This is a genomic window from Glutamicibacter soli (assembly GCF_003309065.1).
Lineage (GTDB): Bacteria > Actinomycetota > Actinomycetes > Actinomycetales > Micrococcaceae > Glutamicibacter > Glutamicibacter soli.
Genome location: NZ_POAF01000003.1, coordinates 45,713 through 64,617, shown reverse-complemented (window position 1 = coordinate 64,617; position 18,905 = coordinate 45,713). Strand labels below are relative to the sequence as shown.

Genomic DNA, 18,905 nt, shown 5'->3' with positions numbered 1-18,905 from the left:
GGTGCGCCGACATGTGAGGATCGAAGGACACCTACGCGTGAAAGGCGATCGATGAATCCGGAAACGATTGTTGTCATTGGCGCGGGGCTGGCCGCGGCCACCCTGGTCTCCGAGCTGCGCTCCCGCGGGTACGACGGGGTGCTGCGGCTGATCGGGGACGAAGCCTCGCTGCCCTACGAACGCCCGCCGCTGTCCAAGGGCTACCTGCAGGGCAGTGACACGGTGGAGGACTTCACCGTGAATACCGCCGCCTGGTACGCGGAAAACCATGTGGATCTGCGCCTTGACACGCACGCCATCAGCATCGACCGCAAGCACCAGCACGTGGTGCTGGCTGACGGCACCACCATGGACTACGACGCGCTGGTGCTGGCCACCGGCGCGCGCTCGCGGCTGGGCGGGGAGGAGCCAATGGCCGGGCACGACCTGCCCGGGGTGCATACGCTGCGCAGCCTGGCGGACGCGGACGCGCTGAAAACCGAGATCACCCAGGGCAAGCAGGTCGCGGTGGTCGGCTCGGGCTGGATCGGTATGGAAGTCGCCGCCAGCGCCCGCTCGCTCGGGGCGCGGGTGACCGTCTACTCCCCGGACGAGGTGCCGCTGGCCAAGGTCTTCGGCGAACGCTTCGGCCACCACCTGCTGGAGCTGCACCAGGGCCACGGCGTGGATGTGCGCACCGGCACCCGGGTGCAAGGCATCGAGCTGGCCGACGGGCACCTGCAGGTCATCTCCGACATCGGCAGCAGCCGCGCCGACGTGGTGCTGCTGGCCATCGGCGCGGTGCCCAACGTGGAGCTGGCCGAAACCGCGGGGCTGGACGTCGACCGCGGCGTGGTGGTGGACGCCTCGCTGCGCAGCAGCGACTCGAAGATCCTGGCCATCGGGGACGTCGCCCAGGCGTTCAATACCCGGCTGCGCCGCCAGCTGCAGGTGGAGCACTGGGACAACGCGATCCGCCAAGGCAAGCTCGCGGCCGCCACGCTCACCGGGGCGGACCAGGCCTACGACTGGCTGCCCTACTTCTTCACCGACCAGTACGACCTGGGCATGGAGTACGTCGGGAACGCCGCGCCGGGGGACGAGACCGTGCTGCGCGGCTCCGAGAACGAGTTCATCATCTTCTGGCTGCGCGAAGGCCGGATCACCGCCGCCGCGAACGTGAACATCTGGGATGTGAACGACACACTGCGCGGGCTGGTGGGCCGGCAGATCGATCCGGCGCGGCTGGAAGACACGGCCATCGAGCTGGGGGACCTGTAGGCGTGCCGGCCCCAGGCGACCTGGAGGTCACCGTCCCCGGGGTGTCGATCGGGCACTGGAGCACCGAGGGCACCGGGTGCACGGTCGTGTTGTTCGACCAGGGCACCGTCGCCTCCGTGGAGGTGCGCGGCGGGGCCCCTGCCTCCCGCGAGCTGGATGTGCTGGGCCCGCTGATGACCGTGCAGCAGGTCGACGCGGCGCTGCTCACCGGCGGGTCGGCCTTCGGGCTGGCCAGCGCGGACGGGGTCATGCGCTTCCTGCAGGAACAGGGGCGCGGGGTGCAGACCCCCGCCGGGCGGGTGCCCATTGTGCCCACCTTGGGCCTGTTCGACCTGGCCGAGGGCACCGCGCGGCCGGATGCCGAGTCCGGCTACCTGGCCGCCGCGGCCGCCGCCGCGCCCGAATCCGCCGGGAGGGTCGCCGTCGGGGCGCTGGGCGCCGGCACCGGGGCCCGCGCCGGACGCTGGCGCCGGGAGGACTCCTACCCGGGCGGGCTGGTCTACGCGGAGCAGCGCCTCGGCGAGCTGGTCGTCGGCGCGCTGTGCGCGGTCAACGCCTTCGGCGACGTGCTGGCTCCGGGCGAGGAGCCGTCCCTGGACTCCGTACCGGTGTTCGAGGCGCTGGCCGCGGCGGCCCGCAGCGGCGGGGCGCAGCCCCCGCGCACCAACACCACCATCGGGGTGGTGTTCACCAATGCGAAGCTGGACAAAACCGGCTGCCACCTGATCGCCCAGGGCGCCCATGACGGCCTGGCCCGCGCCCTGCAGCCGCCGCACACCAGGCTGGACGGGGACGCGTTCATCGCCGCCGCCACCGGACGGGTGGACGCGGACGTGGACACGGTGCGCCTGCTGGCCCTTTCTGCCACCGCCCGCGCCATCGCCTGCGCGGCGCGCAAAGATGCCTGATGGCGGGGAACAGGGTAATTTGGTAGTCAGAACGAAGGAGCGCCAATGAGCACTGTTGTAGTCGGCATCGAACCCGGCCAAGCCCCATCCGTCCTGGCCACCGCCGCGTCGATCGCCGCGGACCTGAGGGCCAAGGTCCAGGTGATCTACGCGGATTCCGGCCGGTACGTCACCGAACGCCTTCCGGAAAGCAACGTGCTGGGCACCGCAGAAGCCGACTTCCCGGCCGAGCTGGCCGAACTGGTCGCCGAGCACCTGGCCGGCGTGGACTACGAGCTGCACAACGTGCCAGGCGATCCCGCCAAGGTGCTGATGGCAGTGGCCGAGGAGGTCGACGCACGCATGATCGTGATCGGCACCCGCCGCCCGGGCATCCGCAACAAGCTGGCCCAGTTCATCGACGGCTCGATCGCGGTGGCGCTGGCGCAGAAGCAGACCCGCCCGGTGCTGGTCGTCCCGCAGCAGATCATCAACCTGCCGGAGGCCTAGGCCGTGGATTTGGCGATCGTGGGCTCCGGCTCGGGCAACTCGTTGCTCACCCCCTTCTGGGACGGCAAGCAGGTCGCGATCGCCGAATCCGGCGTCTTCGGCGGCACCTGCCTGAACGTGGGATGCATCCCCACCAAGATGTTCGTCAGGCCCGCCCAGCTGGCGCGCACCTGGCAGGAAGCCGAGAAGCTCGGGATCCAGCTGCCCCCGGGACGTGCCGACTTCGCCGCCATCCGCGACCGCATCTTCGCGCGCATCGACCCGATCTCCGCCGGCGGGCTGGACTACCGCCAGCAGGCGGACAACGTCCGGCTGTTGGGCCGCGTGCAGCTGCTCGACGAGCACACCCTGCTCACCGAGGAGGGCGAAAAAATCCACGCGGAGCAGATCGTGCTGGCTGCCGGATCCTCCCCGGTGCTGCCGGACATCGAGGGCATCGACCTTCCCGGGGTGCACACCTCGGACACCATCATGCGCATCGAGCAGCCCCGGCGGTTGCTGGTGATCGGCGCCGGATTCATCGCCTGCGAATTCGCGTCGATCTTCGCCGGGCTGGGCACCGAGGTGACCCAGCTGGTGCGCGGGGACAAGCTGCTCAAATACCTGGACGAGGAAATCTGCGAGGCTTTTAATACCCAGGTTGACTGGGACGTGAAGCTGCATGCGGAGCCGCGGTCAATTGCCGCCGGGCCGCAAGGGCTGAGCGTGCGCACCGAGGCCGGGACCTTCACCGCGGACGCCGTGCTGGTCGCCACCGGACGCCGCCCGAACACCGAGTTCACCGCGCCGGCGGGCCTTGACTTGCACCCGGACGGCCGGCTGCAGGTGGACCAGTTCCAGCGGGTGATGCGCAGTGGGGAACCGGTCCCCGGCCTCTACGCGCTGGGAGATATCAGCAGCGAGCAGCAGCTGAAGCACGCGGCCAACCACCAGGCGCGCGTGGTCGCCCACAACCTGGAGCACCCCGGGGACCTGCGCGAAGTCTCGGAAGCCGACATCCCCGCCGCGGTCTTCACCCACCCGGAAATCGCGCATATCGGGCTGACCGAGGCCCAGGCCCGCGCCGAAATCGGCGAGCATGCCACGGCCAAGACCCAGAAGTACGCGGACACCGCCTACGGCTGGGCCATGGAGGACGAGCAGGGCTTGTTCAAGGTCGTCGCGGACAAGCGCGACGGACGCATCCTGGGCGCCCACGTGCTCGGCTACGAGGCGGCGAACCTGATCCAACCGCTGGTCACCGCCATGAACCTGGGCATCGACGCGCACACCCTGGCACGCGGGCAGTACTGGATCCACCCGGCGCTCATGGAAGTCGCGGAGAACGCGTTGCTGGGGCTGGAGGTCCCGGAGTCAGGAAGGCTCTAGGGCCGCAGCGGCGGCTCGAAGTACAGCGGGGCGTGCGCCTTGCACCCGGGGTTGAACAACGCCTGGCAGGCCGGGCAGGACCCGGTGCCCAGGTATTCGGCCGCTGTCATCTCGTGCCCGCACACCCCGCAGAGCACCGCCGGTTCGGTCCCGCGCGCCGCCGGCCACGGCACCGCCGGGTGGTCGGCCAGCTCCCGGTGGCACAGGTGGCAGGGGTACCAGGCATCGCAGCAGGCATGGCGCAGCGCGATGACGTCGATGAGCTGGCGGTAGTGCGCGCAGCGGGTCTGCGAATCCATGTCCACCCCGCGCACCTGCCGGGATCCGCTAGCCACGCAGCATGACCTTCAGGCAGGTGCGCGCCTCCATGGCCGCGTAGCCCTCGGCCACCCGGTCCAGCGGCAGCACGCTGTCGAAGACGCGGCCGGGGTTGGCCCGCCCTTCCAGCACCCCGGGCAACAGGTCGCCGATGTAGCTGCGCACCGGGGCCACCCCGCCGGTCAGGGTCACGTTGGGGCCGAAGAACTCGCGGCCCACCGGCCCGGTGGCGTACTGCGGCACACCCACCCGGGAGATCGTCCCGCCCGGGCGCACGATGCCGATGGCCTGCTCGAAGGCCGGCAGCAGCCCCACGGCCTCCAGCACCTTGCCCGCGCCGTGGCCGGTCATCTCGCGCACCGTGGCGATGCCTTCCTCGCCGCGCTCGGAGACCACGTCGGTGGCCCCGAACTCGCGGCCCAGATCCGTGCGGTCCGCGTGCCGGCCCATGAGGATGATGCGCTCGGCGCCCAGCTGGCTGGCAGCGAGCACCGCCAGCAGCCCCACCGCGCCGTCGCCGATGACCGCCACGGTGTCGCCTTCGCGGACCCCGGCGCTGCGCGCTGCATGGTAGCCGGTGCCGTAGACGTCGGACAGCGCCAGCAGGCTGGGAAGCAGCGCGTCGTCGACGGCGGCGTCGACCTTGAACAGCGTGCCGTCGGCCAGCGGGACACGGATGGCCTCGGCCTGGCAGGCGGAGTCCCGGGAGTTGGTGCGGCCCCAGGAGCCGGCGCGCAGGCAGGAAGTGGTCAGCCCCTGCAGGCAGAATTCGCAGCTGCCGCAGTTGATGGTGAAGGGGGCGATCACGAAGTCGCCGGGCTTGAGAGTGGACACTGCGGAGCCTACCTCGGCGACCCGGCCGACGAATTCGTGGCCGATCGGGCGGGCGGCGACCGCCGGGCCGTGGTAGTGGTGCAGGTCCGAGCCGCAGATGCAGCTTGCGGTGATGTCGACCAGGGCGTCGGTCGGCTCCAGCAGCACCGGATCCGGCACCTCGCGCAGTTCAACCGCGCAGTCTCCGAGCAGATAGGTGGCGCGCATGATGCTCCTTGCGTTGGCATGGGTTGCTGGTTCAAGCCTAGGATGTGAGCATGTTCCTTTCCAACCTCCGTGAAGCAGGGGGAATGCCCGCCGCGGGCGGGCGCATCGCCGCCGGGGTGCTCTTCCGCTCCGCCGCCCCGCATCTGGTCGACCAGCAGCTGGCCGACTGGGTGGCGCAGCAGCGCATCGAGCGCATCTACGACCTGCGCAGCACCCAGGAGACCGCATACCTGCCCGGTTTCCCTGCCAGCTTCGCCGGCACCATCCGCACCCACCTGCCGCTGCTGGAAGGCGCGGTGGGCCACCTGTCCACGCTGGATGAGATCTACGAGCCGCTGGTCGAGCTGCACGGCCCCACCTGGGCCACGCTGGCCGCGGGCATCGCCGAATCCGGCGCCACCCTGGTGCACTGCACCGCTGGCAAGGACCGCACCGGCGTGGGCGTGGCCATGGTGCTGATGGCGGTGGGCGCGGACAAGGACGCGGTCATGGAAGACTACGCCGCCTCCACCGCGGCGCTGTCCGGGGACTGGCTGGCGGCCATGACCCGGCGCATGGGCGAGCACGGGGTGGCGATGACCGAGCAGATGCGCACGCTGCTGGTCGGCACCTCCGTGGCCGGACTGGACAAGGCGCTGGACGCGGCCCGGCGCACCGGGTCGATCGCCGACTACCTGCTCTTGCACGGGCTTGGCCGCGCGCAGCTCGAAACCCTGGGCGAGAAGCTGGTGGTGGCCAGTTGAGCGCTGAGAACGCGGGTCCACGGGCCTTGGCGGCGCTGACCGACGAACGGGTGTTCGGGCTGCTGGCCCAGGCCCCTGCCACGCGCACCGAGATCTCCGCGCGGCTTGGCATCTCCAAGCCCACCGCGTCGCAGTCGATCCTGCGCCTGCAGGAGTTCGGGCTGGTGTCCGAGGGCCGTTCCAGCGCCGAGGGCAAGCGCGGTCGCATTCCCGAACGCTACGCCCTGCGCACCGCCTACGGGCACGTGCTGGGGGTGGATCTGAGCGCCGAGCGGCTGGCGCTGCGTGCGAGCGACGTGACCGGCACCGTGCTGGCCGAGCGCATCAGCCCGGTGCAGACCTCCACCGGCGCCGAGCAGCTGCTGGACACCGCCCGGGCGCTGCGCGACGAGCTGCAGGCCGAGCTCGGCTCGCCGCGGCTGGCCGCGGGCATCAGCCAGGCCGCCCCGGTGCTGCACGGCGAGGACGGCACCACGCGGGTGGTGCCCACCCCGATCTTCGCGGCGTCCGGCGCCGATCTGGCCGGGCTGTTCGATTCGCCTGCCACGCTGCTGGACAACGACGTGAACTGGATGGCCGTGGCCGAATACTCCCGGCGCGCCGGCTCCATGCTGCTGCTCTACCTGGGCGCGGGCCTCGGCTCCGCGCTGGTGATCGAGGGCCGGGTGTACCGCGGGCGCCATGGCCTGGTCGGCGAGCTGGAAACCCAGCGGCTGCAGGGACGCACCCTGCTGGAGCACCTGGATTCCGGGGGACTGGTGGGAACCAGGGTCCTGTTCGAGAAGCTGAGCGATCCGCGGATGTGGCCGGCGCTGCTTGAGCCGCTGGGGCAGGTGCTGGGCAATCTGCTCGGCTACCTGGATCCCGACGCGCTGGTGGTCACCGGCCCCGGGGCCAGCGCCGCGCTGACCGAGAAGCTGGCGGAGCGGCTGCGCGGCATCGTGCCGCTGGCAGGTCCCGACATCGAGTATTCGCCGCAGGGCGGGACCGGGGCGTTGGACGGGGCCCTGGCCGCCGCGCGCCGCCGAGCGCTGGCCGAGCTGTGGAGCGCCTACCGCCACGCGTGAGCCGCCACGTCGCACCATTGACCGCAGGCCGGGCGCTAGATATTGTAAAGAGTCCTTAATATTTTGAATGGAGTTCTTATGCCAGCTTCCGCCTCGGCCTCGCCCTATGCAGCCATCGGCCTGGATATGGGCGGCTCGTCCATCAAGTACGGCATGGTGGACTCTGAAGGAAAACTCGTCGAGAGCACCTTCAGCCACGCGCCCACCCCTGCCGGCGCGCATCCGGACGCCGTCGCCCAGGCGATGGCGGACATCGTGACCGGCCTGCAGGAGCAGGCAGGCAGCGACCTGGCCGGCGTGCCGGTGGGCGTCACGGTGCCGGGCATCGTGATCGGCGGGGTGGTGCACTCCGCAGCGAACATCGACAGCGCATGGATCGGGCTGGATGCGGTCGCCCTGATCGGCGGCGTGCTGGGCCGCGAGGTGAGCGTGTTGAACGACGCGGACGCCGCCGGCATGGCCGAGGTCTTCGCCGGCGCAGGCAGCCTCGACGGGAGGCCGCGCGCCGGCAGCACCCTGGTGCTGACCCTGGGCACCGGCATCGGCTCGGCGTTCTTCCGCGACGGGCTGCTGTTCCCCAACGTCGAATTCGGCCACCTGGAAATCGACGGGGCGGATGCCGAATCCCGCGCCGCGGCCCGGGTGATCCGCGAGGAGAACCTGAGCTGGGAGCAGTACGTCCAGCGCCTGCAGCGCTACCTGGCCCACGTGGAATTCCTGTGCAGCCCCGACCTGATCGTGATCGGCGGGGCGGTCTCGGCGGACCACGAGAAATTCATGCCGCAGCTGAAACTGCGCGCACGCATCGTGCCGGCGCAGTACAACAACGCCGCCGGAGTGCTTGGAGCCGCGCACCGGGCGATGAACCACTAGCGGCCACCCGCCACCGAAATAGGAACCGATGCATACCATTGACCCCGCCGCCCGCCTCAAGCTCGTCGCCGTCGACATGGACGGCACCTTCCTGGACGGGGCAGGGATGATCCCCGACGAGGCCTGGCAGGTCATTGCCGACCTGCAGGAGCGCGGAGTGCATTTCGTACCCGCCTCGGGCCGCCAGTACGCGACCCTCAGCGAGCAGTTCGCCCGGCTGGGCGTGATCCCGATCATCGCGGAGAACGGCACCGTGGTGATGCGCGGGCAGACCGAGGTGTATTCGAACATCATCGACCCCCAGCCGGTGGCGGCGGTCGTCGACGCGGTACGCGGCCAGCGGGAGCTGGACGCGGGACTGGTGCTGTGCGGACGGCGCACCGCCTACGTGGAGCGCGGCGATGCGGCCTTCGCCCGGGCCATCGCCCCCTACTACCGCGCGGTGGAAGTGGTCCAGGATCTGCACCTGGTGCAGGATGACATCATTAAGATGGCGGTGAACGTGGGCACCGGCAAGGTCGCGCAGATGGCCGCGGCGCTGGATGTCCCGCTTCAGGTCGTGGTTTCCGGAAGCCACTGGGTGGATGCCATGAACCACGGCGTGCACAAGGGCCTGGCCCTGGGCCGGCTGCAGGAGTCGCTGCAGATCAGCGCCGAGCAGACCGCGGTGTTCGGAGACTACCCGAACGACCTGGAGATGATGGGCCGGGCGCGCTATTCCTTCGCCATGGCCAATGCTCACCCGCAGGTGGCGCAGGCGGCGAACTTCACCGCCCCGGCCAACACCGAACACGGGGTGCTGCAGGTGCTGCGCGCCTACCTGGAGGGGCGCAGCAGCCTGTAGCCGCCCTTAGCAGCCCACGTAGTGCCCGATGCCCGCCAGTGCCGCGCGTACGCCGGTGTCCAAGGCGCCGCGGTACTCGGGCAGGAAGAATGGCGAATGGTTGCCAGCCGGCGCCGGGTCCGACGGATCCGCGCCGCCGAACATCCAGAACACGTTCGGCACCCCGATGGCGTCTCCCAGCGCGCCGAAGTCCTCGGAGCCCATCAGCGGGGCCACCAGCTTGACCCGGTCCTCGCCGAACTCGCTGGCCAGCGCGGTGGCGACATTGCCGGTCTGCTCCGGGTCGTTGAACAGGCGCGGGAAGCGGTACAGCGTGGTGATCTCGGGCTGTGGCGCGGCGGAGGCGGCCGCCTCCGCGGTGACGATGCGGGTCACCGCCGCCAGCACCTTCTCGCGCACCGCCTCGGTGAGCGTGCGGATGTTCAGCGTGAACACCGCCCGGTCAGGAATGATGTTCTCCTTCAGGCCCGCGTGGAAGGAGCCGCAGGTGACCACCGCGGCGTCCCGCGGATCCAGCTCGCGCGAGGTAATGGTCTGCAGCCGGGTGATGATGTGCGCACCGAGCACGATCGGGTCGATCGAGTCCTGCGGTTGGGAGCCGTGGGCCTGGGTGCCGTGCAGCGTGATCTCCAGCGAATCGGCCAGCGCCATGGCGGATTCAGGGGTTAAGTGGATGGTGCCTGCGGCGAAGGGGAAAACGTGCTGTCCCAGCACCACCTCGGGCACCGGGGCCTTGTCCCACAGCCCGTCGGCCAGCATGGCCGCCGCCCCGGCGCCGGTCTCCTCGCCGGGCTGGAACACCAAGACCACGGTGCCCGACCAGCCTTCGGTGCCCTGCGCCAGCACCGCCGCGGCGCCCAGCGCGCTGGCCACGTGGGTGTCGTGCCCGCAGCCGTGCATCAGCGGCACCTCGGTGCCATCAGCGAGCTGGCCTACCGCGGTGGAGGCGTACTCCGCGCCGGTGGCTTCCTTGATCGGCAGCCCGTCGGAGTCGGCGCGGAAGGCGATGACCGGGCCTGGCCCGTTGCGCAGCACGCCGACCACCCCGGTGCCGCCGCAGCGGAAGTGCTCGATGCCCAGCGCGGCCAGCCTCGATTCGATGTAGGCGGCGGTCTGGTGCTCCTGCATGGACAACTCGGGGTTTGCGTGCAGGTGAAGGTAGTCAGCGTGGACGGCGGCCTGGATGTCGGCGGTCGGTTTGAGGGAGTGGCTCATGGCGGGGTCCTGGTTGCTTGTAGTGGCTGGTTCGCGGAAGGCAGCTAGTGCTCGGAGGAAGCCTGGGTGGTGCGCTTGCGCAGCACCCAGGAGAAGACAATGGAGGCGATGACGACCAAAGCGGTGGCGAAGGCGCCGGTGGCCGGGGCCAGCGGGACCACCACGAAGTTCACCAGCAGGGCCGCGACGACCGCGACGATGGTCGGGCGCAGCGCCTTCATGGAGACGATGCACTGCACCAGCACCGCGCCCATCAGCGAAGGCAGGATGTACAGGCGGGCGACCTCGATGACCTCGACGGGGATGCTGTGCACCAGCCAGGTGCCCAGCACGCCCACGAACAGCAGCAGGCTGGTCAGGTGCACGGTGGCGGCGCCGCAGATGGCCATCACCGCGGCCAGGTCGCCGCGCTTGGTGCCCGGCTTCGCGTCAATGGCAGACTGGGCCACGATGGCCGCCGGGAGCAGCTTGTTGGAAATGTTGCCGATCATGAACGCCTGGTACATGGCGGCGGAACCGAGGATCGGGAAGTAGGTCAGCGGCTCGACTACCCACAGCACCCCGAAGGTGGCGGCCACTGCCAGCAGCGCCACCCAGACCATGCTGGCGGTCACTTCCATGCCGCTGAAGAACGCGATGTAGATCGGGCCGGCCAGCGAGAGGATCAACCCCAGGGCCATGGTGATGGAGCCGTAGCGGCTGGTCTGCCGGTCGAAGCGCTCCATGGAGGCTGCGGCATTGGCGGAAAGCGAGGTTGCGCTCATGGTCAATCCTTAGGCGGTATGCAGGTAGTAGGCGGATACGAGGGCGATGACGATGGAGATTCCCAGCGCCCATTCCTTGAGCCATTTCTGGTGCAGGGCCTTGGCCAGGTACAGGCACAGGCCCATAGCGGCGGCTGAAATCCCGACCAGGATCAGGTGCACGTTGGATTTCGGCAGTTCGGCGATGGTCAGCGCGGAGAACGCGCCGAGCAGCGCGGCGGTGGGAATCAGGGCCATGACCGCCGGGTTGCGCTTGGCCAGCGACTTGCCGCCCTTCTTCAGCAGCGGGGTCATGATCAGCGTGCAAAGCATCCACATCGCGCCGGACAGGCTCATGGCCATGAACGCGACGGCGAAGACCTGCTGGGTGTAGCTGTCCCCGCCCAGCGAGGCGCCCATGGTTCCGGCGGCGATGCTGGCCGAGGCGGTTTCGGCGGCGGCCGAGCCGATCAGGCCGATGCGCACCAGCACCGCCGGGGTGCCGAACAGCGCCAGCAGCGCGATGGCGACCAGCACCACTGCCAGCGACGGGCCGATGGAGGCCACCGCGCCAGCGCGGAACGCCTCCTTCAGCTCGCGGACCGGCATCTCGATGTGCGGTGCGGCGGCCGTGGCGGCCTTGGCGTAGAGCACTGTCTGGACGAAGATGACGGCGAAGACGCCCAGGACACAGATCCAGAGGAACGGCGTGTTGGCGATGGCCCAGATGTTCGTCGAGCTCGGGTCGGCGGCTGCCACTGCTAAAGGCGTTTGCATGGTGGTTCCTTGCGGGGGAGGTCGAGGTGCGGTGTGAGGTGGATCTCGTAGCTTTAACGGTGACCGAGCATGCCCATCGATGGCAAGAAATGGGGATTCTTGCCAAGTGTCTGACGATTTCCCGCATTTCGAGGGTCCAGATGTCGTTCAATAGGGCAATTGGCAACTGAATTCGTCATCTGCCGGTCAGCCGACGGACGAATGTTGCGCCCCGGTCGGATTAGCCCGAAAGTTGAAGTCATGGTTGATTTTCAGGAGTTGGGCGAACTCGAGCAACGCATAGTCATGGCCCTCCAGGTCGACGGCCGGGCCACCTGGCGCAAAATCGCCAAGGTCCTGGACGAGCCAGAACGCACGGTGGCGCGGCACGGGGCCGCGTTGTTGGAGGACGGCAAGGTGAACATCGCCGCCATCCGCCATCGTGCCGGAGCGGTGATCGCGGCCTTGAACTGCGTTCCGGGCACGGTTCCGGTGGCCAGCGAGGCACTGTCGGCCCGAGCTGACACGAGCTTCACCTATATGGTGACGGGGCAGAGCGACGTGGTCAGCGAACTGCACTACGACGGGGGACTGGAAGACATCCTGACCCTCCAGCTGCCGGCGACCCCGGGGCTGAGCCAGATCCAGGTGTATCCGATCCTGAAATTCTTCAAGACCATCAGGGGCTGGAGGGCCGGGAACCTGAGCACCGCGCAGTTGCGGATGCTGGAGCCGGAGGTCGGGGGCGAACGCACCGAATGGCATCCGACCGAGGCGCTGGACGCAACGGACCTGACGATCATCGATGCGTTGCGCCGCGACGGCAGGGCGAGCATCGAGGCGATCTCCCGCCAGGTGAAACTCGGGGAATCGTCGGTATCGCGCCGGGTGGAGGCGCTGCTGCGCGGGGAGCACATCAGCATCCGCACGCTGGTGGAGCCTGCCTTGCTGGGACTTCCGGTCGAAGCGCTGCTATGGGTGCAGGTCTCCCCGGAGCGCATCGACGAGTTGGGCCAGCGCCTGAGCCAGCTGCCGCAGGTGCGCTATCTGGCGGCCATCGCCGGGGACGCGCAATTGCTGGTCGACGTGACGGTGCCTTCCCAGCAGGACTTGTACCGCTTCATCGCGCAGACCGACTGGGGGCAGATGGTACAGCTGCGCACCTCGGTGGTGCTCGGTGCCCGCAAGCGCGGAGGACGGCTCGTCTCCACGGCCAGCGGACGGTAGCCGGACGCACCCGGCAGCCGACAGGACCCGATAGGTCCCGTTGGCGGGGCCAGCGCAGTAGCCCGGTTGCGGCGAACGCGAAGCCGGTTAACGGAAGGAGAATTCTTGGCTGATAGCCGATCATAATCCGTCATATGCGCTTCTGGCCCTCAAAAGGGCGCAAGATTTCGCCTATTGTCTCGATTAGAAGGCAGCGCAGGACGCTTCCGTCACCGATCGAGCATCGGTTCGTGCTGCAGAGCTGAGAGGACAACGGCAACCGTGACGATGAGGTTAGCCAAGAGCAACAAGCAGGCAATCGCGACGCCGGAGAGCGCGTGGAGAAAACGCAAAGACGCGTGGGAACACCTGGGCTACGTACTCAGCGAGATCGCCTCCATCCCGGTCGACGAAGCCGGACGACGGGAGAACGAGCAGGAAGCCGGGCGGCTGCTCGGGCTGCTGTCCGCGATCGAACCCTATTGGGCCAATCCGGGGCTTGAATACTTCAACCGCGTGGCCGCCCTGATGTCCGACGGGCACTACGAGGACGCCATGCATCTGGTCTACCAGGCCAACCAGACCTTCCGGACCCAGACCCAGTACTTCGATGCCGATGGCCATGACAGCGCCGCGCCCGAGCCTGCTGAACGAGGCGCCTCCCATGGCGGCCCCCAGCAGCACGGCGCGCGCACGGTTCCGCAGGTCGAGATCCTGCTGGTGGACAATGGCCCGGCGGAGGAAATCGAACGCTTCAAGGAGGAAATCCTCGAGCAGCGCCAGCGCACCGATCCGTTCCACTACAACTTCGTGGTGGTTCCCAGCGTCGAGGACGCGCTGGCGGCGATCGTCATCAACCCCTCGATCCAGTCGGTGGTGCTTTCGGCCAGGTATTCGCTGGAATCCAGCCGCCGGCTCAGTTCCACGCTGCAGAACTTCATCGCCGGGCGGATGGCGGGATACTTCACCTCCCGGCGCCAGATCCAGGGGCTGCTGGACCTGGAACAGATCCTGGAGAAGCTGCGCCCCGAGCTGCCGGTGTACCTGATCGCCGGGGTTGCGCTTGAATCCATCGCCCATGAGATCACCGGGCGCTTCCGCCGCATTTTCTCGCGCAATGACCGCATGGATTTGCATCTGTCGATCCTCGCCGAGATCACCGACCGCTACGACACCCCGTTCTTCGCCGCGCTGCAGAAGTACGCCAAGCGCCCGGGCGGGGTCTTCCACGCGCTGCCGATCTCCCGGGCCGCCTCGGTGAAGAATTCGCCGTGGGCGCGCGACCTGGTGGACTTCTACGGCAAGAACCTGCTGCTGGCCGAGACCTCGGCGACTTCCGGCGGGCTGGACTCGTTGCTGGACCCGCAGAGCTCCATCAAGAAGGCCCACGAACTGGCGGCCCGGGCCTTCCGGAGCCACCGCACCTACTTCGTCACCAACGGGACCTCGACCGCGAACAAGATCGTGCACCAGTCGATCCTCGCCCCGGGGGACATCGTGCTGGTGGACCGCAACTGCCACAAGTCGCACCACTATTCGCTGGTGCTGGCCGGGGCGAACGTGAGCTATCTGGAGGCCTACCCGCTCAACGAGCACTCCATGTACGGCGCGGTGCCGCTTCAGGAAATCAAGGGCCGGCTGCTGCAGCTGCGCCGCGAGGGGCTGCTGCACAAGGTCAAGATGCTGACGCTGACCAACTGCACCTTCGACGGCATCATCTACGATCCGCGCCGGGTCATGGAGGAATGCCTCGCCATCAAGCCCGACCTCGTGTTCCTCTGGGACGAGGCCTGGTTCGCCTTCGCCGGCTTCCATCCGGTCTACCGCCAGCGCACCGGCATGACCGCCGCGGCCCGTATGGAAGCGCAAATGGAGACCGTAGAGTACCAGGAGCGCTACGCGGCCCAGGCCGCCGCGCTGCCCGAGCCCGGTACCGCGCAGGATCCAGCCAACGACGAAGCCTGGTTGCGCACCCGGCTGATTCCGGATCCCGAGGCCGTCCGCCTGCGGGTGTATTCAACCCAATCGACGCACAAGACCCTGACCTCCCTGCGCCAGGGATCCATGATCCACATCTACGACCAGGATTTCGCGGCCAGGAACCTGAATACGTTCCGCGAAGCCTACATGACCCACACCTCGACCTCGCCGAACTACCAGATCCTCGCTTCGCTGGATATCGGGCGCCGGCAGGCGGAACTTGAAGGCTACGCGCTGGTCCAGCGGCAGGTGGACCTCGCCCAGTCGATCGCCAGGGCAGTCAGCCGGAACAAGCTGCTGAGCAAGTACTTCCGCATCCTGAACACCGCGGACCTGATCCCGGAGGAATACCGCTGCACGCGGACGGTGAATCCGGTGCGGGACGGGCTGGCGGTCTGGGACGAATCCTGGCAGCAGGACGAGCTGGTGGTCGACCCGTCGCGGTTGACGCTGGACATCAGCCGGACCGAAGTGGACGGGGACACGTTCAAGCACACCTACCTGATGGACGGGCATTCGATCCAGGTCAACAAGACCAGCCGCAGCTCGGTGCTGCTGATGACCAATATCGGCACGACCCGTTCGGCCGCGGCGCACCTGATCGAGGTGCTGGTGAAGATCGCCGAGGGCCTGGAACGCCAGAGCCGGATCGACGGCCGCGTGCTGGCCATGGGCACCGTGGAGGGGCCGGGACAGATCCCGCTTCCCGATTTCAGCTCATTTGCCCCGCAGTTCGCCGGTGGTGGCGGCAGCGGCAACATGCGCGCCGCCTACTACCTGACGTATCAGGACCCGGCCACCCAGTTCCTCTCCTCGGCCCAGATCAAGGAGCGCATCGGCGCCGGGCAACGGGTGGTTTCCGCGGTGTTCGTCACGCCGTACCCGCCGGGCTTCCCGGTGCTGGTGCCGGGGCAGGTCGTCACCATGGAGATCATGCGCTACATGGACGTGCTCGATACCCGCGAGATCCACGGATACCATCCGGACCTGGGCTACCAGGTCTTCACGAACCGCGCGCTGCGCGAATTCGCCGCCGACAGCTAGCGGCGCAGCCCGCCGCAACGCCCCGGACGCTGCCAGAGAGCGGCCGGGGCGTTGCTTTGCGGCCTACGGGTTCAGGCCGGGCATCCCAAGTGCCGTGCCACGGCCTCGAACGCCCGCAGGGTGGGGAAGAGCTTGGAAGCATCCTGCGGCAAGGGCCAGCTGGAGAGCTTGACCGCCACCAGCTTCACCGCGGGATCCATGTAGATCATCTGCCCGTGGATGCCCAGCGCCACCGCCGCATTCGTGGCGGGATTGGGGAACCAGATCTGGTTGCGGTACCGGCCACCGGGCATCAGGTTCTCTCCCGGCGACTGGGCGAACGCCTGGAACAGCTCATCGCTTTGCCGGAAGGTATCCTCAATCCACGCCGGAGAAAGCACCGCTTTCCCGGTCAGTGCGCGGCCGCCGTTGACGTAGAGGTGCCCGAAGCGGGCCAGATCCCGCAGCGTGGTGTTGAAGCCGCCGTCGAACATTCCGGTCCCGAATTGGTCCACACCCATCAGCAGATCCTGCTGGGCGCCGAGCTTCGACCACACGTATTCGGAGAGCAGCTGCTGCATCGGAGCTCCGCCAGCAGCCTCGCAGACCCAGCCCAGCACGTCGGTTTCACAGGACCGGTACTCAAACGGTCCGCCATGGGGTCCCTTGGCCTTGAGCGTCAGCAGGAAGTCGTACATCCCGACCGGGCCGATTGATCCGCGCTCCGGCGCCCAGCCGATGGCCTCTTCCAGCAGACGCACCTCGGCGTTGGGATCCAGATACTCCTCCGAAAACTGGATGCCCGAGCGCATATCGAGGATGTCGCGCACGCTGGCCCCGGCATAACCGGTGCGCGCCAGCGACGGAACGTAGCTGCACACCTGCCGGGACACATCCAGCAGCCCGGCATCGGCGAGTGCGCCGGCCAAGGTGCCCACCAGCGTCTTGCTCACCGACATCAGCAGATGGTCGCTCTGCGCGGTCATCGTGTTGTAGTACTTCTCCCATAGGATCCGTCCGTTGTGGATGACGAGCACCGCGTCGGTATTCGTCGCGTGGATGACTCCTCGCACCGTCAGGGCTGGATCGGTGAAGCTGGATTTGGCGACCTCGAGCTTGCCGAGCTTCTCCTCGGCCAGCGGCAGCTTGACGATCGGCCCATCGCCGCGGGAGACCCGTACGGTCGGGTGGATGCGTGCGATGTTCTGGAACGAGCGCTTGACGTTCTGCGGGGCCTGCCAGTTGGCGATGGACAGGGCGCCTGCGGGTTCAGGCCGGGCGGGAAGGACGCCATCGCCGGGAGGGCCCGCCGAATCAATGTCCATTGTCATTGGGAGGAACGTCGATGCCCTTGTACTGGGAGCGGATGGAGGAAATGAAATGCTTGGCATCGATGGTGAGTTTGGTTTTCTTTTTGCCTTCGTACTGAAGCTTGGCCTTGGTGACCAGGACCCCAAGATCGGCTCCCTTCCAACGGTAGTCGTGCTCGCCGTAGATGCGCAGGAAAAACGCTTCCTTGTGGTTCTGAAGCTGGTGCCAGTCCAGGGCCGAGCGGGAGAATTGCAGTTTGCCGCGGGAATCGAGGTAGTAGTTGCCCGTGCGCGGCGCGTGGGTCAGGTACTGGAGGATGTCGTCGGTTTCCTTGATGATCATGTGGCTCCATACGTCAGCCCCGGACATCTCCTGCCAGCGTTCGTTGATCTCGTCCACGTCCAGCTTGAAGTCCACGTCGAGGTACTCCAGCAGGTGGAAGAGGAACAGCGGAACGTCCGCGTAGGCGCCGGCGGTGACATTGGTGATTGCGCTGGCCCCTGAGATGCGCGGATTCAATTCGCCCAGGTACACCTCATCGGTGTCGGTGTCCACCAGCACGTCGACTTCGAAGAAGCCGCGGTACCCGGTATTCTGCAGGCCGCTGCCGACGTTTCGCACCAGCTCAATGGCCCGCGCTCGCTGCGAGTCCGTGAGGATATCTGGGTGCATTTCATTGCCGCACCACCCTCCCTTGTAGGGAGTGAGCTCCTTGTAACCGGCCAGTTCGGTGAGGATCGGTCCCACCACGGTGCCGCAGCGGGTCAGGACCGCCTCGACGGCCACCGGCTGGTTGTTGATGCGCTTCATGACCTTGAGGTCTTCGCCGAGAATGTACTTCGAATACTGGTTCCAGTTCTCTTCGTTGGCGATGAAGAATGTTGTCTTGCCCGAATCGCCGTAGGGGGTTTGCACCACCAGGTCGTTTCCGAGCTTGCCCTTGCGCGCCAAGGCCATCAGCTCGTGGTAGCTGGAAGCGGTGCCCAGCACATTGGGCACCGAGGGAGCTCCGGCGGCGTTGCCCAGCTTGGTAGTGACGATTTTTGAATCAAGTTCGGTGCGCAGCGCAGCCGGGGGAAGGATCAGGTCGTAGCCTAGCTCTTCGCAGATGGATTCGGTCTCTTCGTTGAAAAACACCATGGCGACCTTGGGCTTCGGCCCGCCGACGGTGCGCTGGGAGTCGATGAATTCGCGGACCTCCGAGTTCTCCAGCAGCCAGTTGTTGATCTCCTCGGCGCTGTCGAATTCGACATAGGGTTTCTCACTGGGGGTGAAGACGCGTGGATGTTGTCCGTCCCACCCGTCGTAATAGGTGATGTAGCTGAACTTTCGAACCCAGCGGTCCAGCCCCAGCAGGTTCACCGGGGTCGCGCCAATGAAATAGATCGGCGTCTGATTGGTCCGGAAGAAATGGCGCACCTCGCTCATGTTCTTCAGCTGCCGTCCGAAAGGCAGCACCTGCGGGGCCGCTTCGGGATGGGGCTCGTCGTTGTAGGCGGCGTCGGTAGCGACATTCGCGTTCAAGCCTTCGGTGGCCTGGACCTGATGGCGCAGCTTGGACAGCTCGCTGGGCTTCGGGATTCGTGGACGTGTGATGTGGGATGAAGCTTCGAGAACATTGGCCATGTCGGAGTCGGTCCTTCTCAAACGGTCAAGAGGCAGGTCACTGCGCGCACGGGGTGTGACAGTTTCATGCTCAGCGCTTGCGGTGAGCGCCGGAACACCGGGCGGTGAACGGCCGATGAACATTGGCCGGTGTC

The 18,905-nt window shown here is 67.6% G+C and carries 17 protein-coding genes; 10 read left to right on the top strand and 7 right to left on the bottom strand.

The window, feature by feature from the left end; translation table 11 throughout:
* The first annotated feature begins 51 nt into the window (after positions 1-51).
* The 4 genes from C1H84_RS06865 to C1H84_RS06850 are packed head-to-tail and all read left to right on the top strand — an operon-like array spanning position 52 to position 4,025.
* Positions 52-1,260, top strand: a complete 1,209-nt coding sequence (locus C1H84_RS06865; protein ID WP_113606952.1) for an NAD(P)/FAD-dependent oxidoreductase — start codon at positions 52-54, stop codon at positions 1,258-1,260.
* 2 nt (positions 1,261-1,262) lie between these two features.
* The gene (locus tag C1H84_RS06860) at positions 1,263-2,168 is read left to right on the top strand and encodes a P1 family peptidase (protein WP_220124888.1); all 906 of its coding nucleotides are present in this window, start codon (positions 1,263-1,265) and stop codon (positions 2,166-2,168) included.
* 45 nt (positions 2,169-2,213) lie between these two features.
* Positions 2,214-2,657 (top strand): universal stress protein, encoded by a 444-nt coding sequence (locus C1H84_RS06855; RefSeq protein ID WP_047120026.1) that lies wholly within the window; start codon positions 2,214-2,216, stop codon positions 2,655-2,657.
* Positions 2,658-2,660: 3 nt separating this feature from the next.
* Positions 2,661-4,025 carry a mycothione reductase gene (locus C1H84_RS06850; protein WP_047120025.1) on the top strand — a complete coding sequence of 455 codons (1,365 nt, stop codon included), beginning with the start codon at positions 2,661-2,663 and terminating at the stop codon, positions 4,023-4,025.
* Here the strand turns inward: C1H84_RS06850 and C1H84_RS06845 are convergent.
* Complete coding sequence (locus tag C1H84_RS06845; protein ID WP_342352849.1) at positions 4,022-4,360, bottom strand: CHY zinc finger protein; 339 nt, start codon at positions 4,358-4,360, stop codon at positions 4,022-4,024. The two genes, C1H84_RS06850 and C1H84_RS06845, sit on opposite strands and share 4 nt — an antisense overlap.
* Positions 4,353-5,384 (bottom strand): alcohol dehydrogenase catalytic domain-containing protein, encoded by a 1,032-nt coding sequence (locus C1H84_RS06840; RefSeq protein ID WP_113606951.1) that lies wholly within the window; start codon positions 5,382-5,384, stop codon positions 4,353-4,355. The genes C1H84_RS06845 and C1H84_RS06840 overlap by 8 nt, the downstream gene beginning before the upstream one ends.
* Before the next feature lie 50 nt (positions 5,385-5,434).
* Here C1H84_RS06840 and C1H84_RS06835 point away from each other — a divergent pair, with 50 nt between their 5' ends.
* The 4 genes from C1H84_RS06835 (at position 5,435) to C1H84_RS06820 (ending at position 8,911) form a co-directional block, all read left to right on the top strand.
* Positions 5,435-6,127, top strand: coding sequence for a tyrosine-protein phosphatase (locus tag C1H84_RS06835; RefSeq protein WP_047120023.1), 693 nt, complete (start codon positions 5,435-5,437; stop codon positions 6,125-6,127).
* Entirely contained in the window at positions 6,124-7,194 is a 1,071-nt protein-coding gene (locus C1H84_RS06830) for an ROK family transcriptional regulator (protein ID WP_113606950.1), read from the top strand. The genes C1H84_RS06835 and C1H84_RS06830 overlap by 4 nt, the downstream gene beginning before the upstream one ends.
* 78 nt (positions 7,195-7,272) lie before the next feature.
* Positions 7,273-8,067 carry a polyphosphate--glucose phosphotransferase gene (gene ppgK / locus C1H84_RS06825; protein WP_113606949.1) on the top strand — a complete coding sequence of 265 codons (795 nt, stop codon included), beginning with the start codon at positions 7,273-7,275 and terminating at the stop codon, positions 8,065-8,067.
* Positions 8,068-8,095: 28 nt separating this feature from the next.
* The gene (locus tag C1H84_RS06820) at positions 8,096-8,911 is read left to right on the top strand and encodes an HAD family hydrolase (protein WP_113606948.1); all 816 of its coding nucleotides are present in this window, start codon (positions 8,096-8,098) and stop codon (positions 8,909-8,911) included.
* Between the two features lie 6 nt (positions 8,912-8,917).
* Here the strand turns inward: C1H84_RS06820 and C1H84_RS06815 are convergent, their stop codons facing one another.
* The 3 genes from C1H84_RS06815 to C1H84_RS06805 are packed head-to-tail and all read right to left on the bottom strand — an operon-like array spanning position 8,918 to position 11,646.
* Entirely contained in the window at positions 8,918-10,126 is a 1,209-nt protein-coding gene (locus tag C1H84_RS06815) for an amidohydrolase (RefSeq protein ID WP_047120019.1), read from the bottom strand.
* Between the two features lie 44 nt (positions 10,127-10,170).
* A complete protein-coding gene (locus tag C1H84_RS06810; protein WP_113606947.1) occupies positions 10,171-10,890 on the bottom strand; it encodes a hypothetical protein in 720 nt (239 codons plus the stop codon).
* Between the two features lie 9 nt (positions 10,891-10,899).
* Positions 10,900-11,646 carry a DUF5058 family protein gene (locus C1H84_RS06805; RefSeq protein ID WP_113606946.1) on the bottom strand — a complete coding sequence of 249 codons (747 nt, stop codon included), beginning with the start codon at positions 11,644-11,646 and terminating at the stop codon, positions 10,900-10,902.
* Between the two features lie 240 nt (positions 11,647-11,886).
* Between C1H84_RS06805 and C1H84_RS06800 the strand changes: the two genes are divergently transcribed.
* Complete coding sequence (locus tag C1H84_RS06800) at positions 11,887-12,852, top strand: Lrp/AsnC family transcriptional regulator (RefSeq protein WP_047120016.1); 966 nt, start codon at positions 11,887-11,889, stop codon at positions 12,850-12,852.
* A 267-nt stretch (positions 12,853-13,119) separates the two neighbouring features.
* Positions 13,120-15,855, top strand: a complete 2,736-nt coding sequence (locus tag C1H84_RS06795; RefSeq protein ID WP_113606945.1) for an aminotransferase class I/II-fold pyridoxal phosphate-dependent enzyme — start codon at positions 13,120-13,122, stop codon at positions 15,853-15,855.
* A gap of 71 nt (positions 15,856-15,926) precedes the next feature.
* On the opposite strand, the gene C1H84_RS06790 is transcribed toward C1H84_RS06795, so the two are convergent.
* Both C1H84_RS06790 and C1H84_RS06785 read right to left on the bottom strand, forming a co-directional pair.
* Positions 15,927-17,159 carry a serine hydrolase domain-containing protein gene (locus C1H84_RS06790; RefSeq protein ID WP_113606944.1) on the bottom strand — a complete coding sequence of 411 codons (1,233 nt, stop codon included), beginning with the start codon at positions 17,157-17,159 and terminating at the stop codon, positions 15,927-15,929.
* Complete coding sequence (locus C1H84_RS06785) at positions 17,149-18,771, bottom strand: biotin carboxylase (protein ID WP_113606943.1); 1,623 nt, start codon at positions 18,769-18,771, stop codon at positions 17,149-17,151. Before C1H84_RS06785 ends, C1H84_RS06790 begins: the two co-directional genes overlap by 11 nt.
* Between the last annotated feature and the right edge of the window lie 134 nt (positions 18,772-18,905).